Source organism: Pedobacter sp. 01N416, assembly GCF_056399685.1.
Genome location: NZ_JBFTRT010000389.1, coordinates 1 through 4,870, shown reverse-complemented (window position 1 = coordinate 4,870; position 4,870 = coordinate 1). Strand labels below are relative to the sequence as shown.

General features: G+C 39.5%; 3 protein-coding genes. All 3 read right to left on the bottom strand.

What is annotated here, in order from left to right; all coding sequences use genetic code 11:
• Positions 1-27: 27 nt before the first annotated feature.
• The gene (locus AC1DND_RS19540) at positions 28-816 is read right to left on the bottom strand and encodes an NIPSNAP family protein (RefSeq protein WP_477584157.1); all 789 of its coding nucleotides are present in this window, start codon (positions 814-816) and stop codon (positions 28-30) included.
• A gap of 134 nt (positions 817-950) precedes the next feature.
• Complete coding sequence (locus tag AC1DND_RS19535; protein ID WP_477584155.1) at positions 951-3,248, bottom strand: S9 family peptidase; 2,298 nt, start codon at positions 3,246-3,248, stop codon at positions 951-953.
• Between the two features lie 76 nt (positions 3,249-3,324).
• Positions 3,325-4,773 carry an APC family permease gene (locus AC1DND_RS19530; RefSeq protein ID WP_477584153.1) on the bottom strand — a complete coding sequence of 483 codons (1,449 nt, stop codon included), beginning with the start codon at positions 4,771-4,773 and terminating at the stop codon, positions 3,325-3,327.
• Positions 4,774-4,870: the final 97 nt, after the last annotated feature.

Below are 4,870 nucleotides of genomic sequence, written 5' to 3'. Positions count from 1 at the left end.
GCTTTAGTCTTTCAGCTTTTACCTTTCTTAAAAATCTGAATAGTCTGTCGGGTAAACAAATTTAGTGTCGTTTTTAGAAACATTGTGCTGATACTCTGGCATTGCAGAAAGCTTTTTCCAATATTCATCTGCCGAGAAAGACTTCCAGTGTGCATCTCTATCTACCTTATTTTCGAAAGTAGTTAAATACATTAGATTAGGCATTCGGCTACCAGCGACTACTTCTCCATAAAATACTGCATTGAAATTAAGTCTTTTAAACAACCCGATTTCACCGCCCTTATTAAACATTTCAACTTTATTCTGAAAATACTTCTCCGTAGGTGCCTCGTAACTTCTTAATTCGTACACCCTTTCTTTCATCGGCGATTTTAGATTAGGCAGCATAAAATGAGGAGCATCCTCAAAAGCCTTTAAAACAATAGATTCTAATCGCTCGTAAGGAGTCTCGGTATAAGTTGCATCAAGGTAGGTTTTACCATCAATAGCATATTGTTTATCTTTTGCTAACTTTTCATCCAGTTCCAGAACGCCATTGAACGATTTCAAAGGAATAAATACATAAATAAGCTTTTCTACAACCACAGCCTGATCGCCTATAATGGGTTTAAACACGCCTACTTTTGTAATTCCATTACGGTGTAATGCGGGTAAATATGCATTTTGAAGATAATCATCCACTGTTTTTTCTTGTGCATCGGTTTTCAAGTGGTAAATTTTGATCTGATAGAAATCCATCTTCGATGCATTGCCCGCAAACGCACTGAACAGTAGAACAAGTAAAAACAGACTGGATATTTTAATTTTTTGCAACATGTTTAAAGGATGATTAGATAATGTAGCAAAATAACAATTATTTTTAATGATCGAATGAGAGAAAGATTGTGTTATTAAATTTTGAATGAGCAAATGGCCAACAAAAAAGTAGCTAATCACTTATCAACCAACGACTATTGAACCAAAAAATTCGGGTTTGGTGGTTCGGCATGCAATAAATGTTTTACAAAGAAGTCGCGTTTACGCCTCCGTCCGTAAATACCACCATCGCTATGGCCCATACCCGGAATGCTTAATATATCAAAGTCTTTATTTGCTTTGATCAATGCATCAGCAAGTCGGTAGGTAGATTCTGGGGGTACATTTTCATCCGCTTCACCAACAATTAAAAATAAATTACCCTGTAATTTTGGTGCATTGGTAATGTTAGATTGTTCTCCATAGTGCGGCCCTACGGGATAGCCCATCCATTGTTCGTTCCACCATTGTTTATCGATGCGGTTATCGTGACAACCACAGGCAGAAACCGCAGCTTTATAAAACTCGGGATGAAATAACAGTGCACCAGTTGAGCTTTGCCCACCCGCCGAAGTGCCATAAATCCCCACTCTTGAAATATCAGCATTTGGATATTTCACCGCCATGGCTTTCATCCACAATATCCGGTCAGGGAAACCTGCATCTGCTATATTTTTCCAGCATACATCATGAAAAGCCTTAGACCGGTTGGCGGTACCCATTCCATCAATCTGTACTACGATAAAGCCTAATTCGGCAATGCTCTGCATTTCACTGGCAGGTAAGAAACTTTTGGGCACAAAACTATCATGAGGACCTGCGTAAATATTTTCGATAACAGGATAAGTTTTGTTCGGATCCATTTTTGAAGGGAAGCAAACAATGCCCCAAATATCGGTTATGCCATCTCTTCCTTTAGTCACAAAAACTTCGGGCAGTTTAACTCCTGTAGCTAAATAAATAGCCGTTTGGCCATGTTCTATTTCGCTTATTTTTTTGGTACTCGCAGCTAACCTTAACTCGCTAACAGGCGGTACATTTACCTGAGAGTAAGTATCGATATAATATTTGCGGTCAGGAGAAAAACTGAGGATATGATTACCTTTTTCGGGCGTAAGATTCACCAGTCCCTTTCCATCGAACCCAATCCTATAATAATGGATAAAATAAGGATCTTCACCAGCATCCATTCCATTTGCCCGGAACCAAATCTGGCGTTTAACCACATCTACACTATCGATATCCCTAACTACCCAATTGCCTTTGGTAACCAGCGTCTGTTTTCCTGTTATGCCATTAACCAGATAAAGGTGTTGCCATCCATCCTGCTCACTGGTCCACAATATTTCATTTGTTTTAGGTAAGTAATGGGTATAAATTCGCCGCTCATAAATGAAGGTTTTTGTTTTTTCGTCGATAATGTTTTTGGTTTTTCCGGTTAAGACATCTACTTCAATTACCCTAAAACGTTGATGACCGCGATCTACTTTCTCATAGGTATAATACCTGCTGTTATTATTGCGCCAATGCAATTCTGGTGCACCAAAGAAATCTATCGGTTCTGCATCTACTTTAATGGCAGTTTTAGCTGTTACATTAAAAACATAGGGCTGATAAGCGGTAAAATCGTCACCAGGCTGTGCATACTCTCTCGATTTTAATTCACCACRGGTAGTGCCAGGAACCGAACTTAATACATAATGTACTTTTTTAGTCTCTTTCGGATCGATTTTATAGGCAACAATATTTTTTCCATCGGGCGACCATGCAAATTCGCCATATGGTTTATCGGCACTACCATCGGTACTCAATTGGCTTTCTGCTTTGGTAGCTAGATCAAGCACGAATAAGTTGCCACCACGGATCAGGATTTCGCTTTTGCCGTCAGGCGATTTTCTGGATTCACGGTTCCGTTGCCAGCGCGATCTGCTTTGCTGCAAAGGTCTTTTGGCATTGTAACGATAAATTGTTGTGTCTTTCGTGTCCGCTAAACTGTAATCGCTCAAGTTTAATTCATACCATTTATCCTGTATTTTTAGTTTTGCTGTATTACCCTGATCGGCGAAATACAATTCAGCAAACTGAAGTTTTAATGGATTCTGCTTTTTACCCGTTATCTTTTCTATATTTTCAGCCAGTTTATTGTTATCAAATGCCGCGCTACGTTTACCTGTTGCAGCATCTACATAATAATATTCCCATGTTCTGTTAGGAAGGTTCTTTTTATACCAAAATGCACTTCCGTCTTTTTTCCAAAAGGGAATAAGATCATTATTGGTTGGGATATTGCGTAATGCGGTATCCAGCTTAGTAGATAATTGGTAAGCATTTGCCATTTCAGCAGCACTTGGTGCATAAGGATGCAAACCCGCTTGCTGTGCCAGTAGCTGAGAGGAAACAAAACTTAATAAGATGATCGCTATTGCTTTTTTAGCGCTTGGATAAGTGGTCATTACAGATTTTTTGTGGTAAATATAATGCTACGGTTTTTCTGATTTCCTTTAGATTTTGATGAATAACATCAATATTTTAACCGTTCACATCAACCGCTTCTTTTGCTTTCGAATCCTGGCGGGCAATACTTCCTTTAATCAGGTAATAAACCGGTATACCAATTAAAGTGATGATTAATCCAGGCCAGGTAAATTTAGGTTTAAAAATAATCAGCAATACACAAAAAGCCAGCCCCATTATCATATAGATGATTGGCAGCACAGGGTAGCCAAAAGCTTTGTATGGCCGCTCGGCATCAGGTCGCTTTTTACGGAGGATAAAAATTCCGAAAATGGTGAGCATATAAAACATCACCACTACAAACGAAATCATATCCAACAGATCGCCATATTTTCCGCTGATACACCATAAACAAGCAAAAATACACTGAATCCATAGCCCAAAACCAGGAACTGCATTTTTGTTGAGTGTACCTACTTTTTTAAAGAAAAGCCCGTCTTTGGCCATTGAGTAATATACCCTGGCACCAGCCATAATTAAACCGTTATTGCAACCGAAAGTTGAAACCATAATCATTAATGCAATAATGATGGTACCGGCTGTACCGAAGATATGATTGGCAGCAGAAACTGCAACCCGATCTTTATCAGCATAGGCGATATCATGTAATGAAAGTACCCCGGTATACATCACATTCGTAAGGATATAGAGTACTGTTACGATAATCGTACCTAAAGCTAAACTCAAGCCAATATTACGTGCAGGGTTTTTAATTTCACCCGCAATAAAGGTAACGTTGTGCCAGGAGTCGCTACTAAATATAGAACCCACCATCGCCGCCGCAATGGCACCGAAAGCCGCCAAAGTGGTGTAAGAGCCGATATTTCCATCGGCAGATAGCGGTCCTAAAACCCACATATTTTCCCAGTTGGTTTTCCAGATTCCTTTATCTAAAAAGAAAAGTCCAAATGCGATAAGACCAAACAGACTTAGCAATTTAGCCACTGTAAAGGTGGTTTGGATCACTTTACCGCCATTTACCCCCCTATTGTTAATATAGGTGAGTAATATAATCACCCCAATGGCCAATAGTTGAGCGGGCGAGATGGTAAAGAAACCTAAATCGATGGCTACTAAATCTTCACTTAGTGCAGGCACGAGATATGCGGTAAACTTGGCAAATGCCACGCCTACTGCGGCAATAGTTGCCGTTTGGATTACCGTAAAAAAACTCCAGCCATATAAAAAACTGATCAGCGGATTATATGCTTCCTTCAAATAAATATATTGTCCGCCCGCCTTTGGGAACATGGCACTTAATTCGCCATAACTCAAAGCAGCGGTAAGTGTCATAAAGCCTGTAATTAACCAAACCACTAACAACCAACCAGAACTGCCTACATTCCGGGTAATATCGGCACTTACAATAAAAATACCTGAGCCGATCATACTTCCGGCTACAAGCATTGTTGCATCCATCAATTTAAGTGAGGGTTTAAATTGTGTGGTTTCTTTTTCAATCATGTTTTTTGTTGCTTGGTGGTTCAAATGGTTTGGTGAGTTTATTTATTTAAGCTGGCCGTAAAAATGCCATGAGGTAGTGAAATCGCGGGTTAGGGGC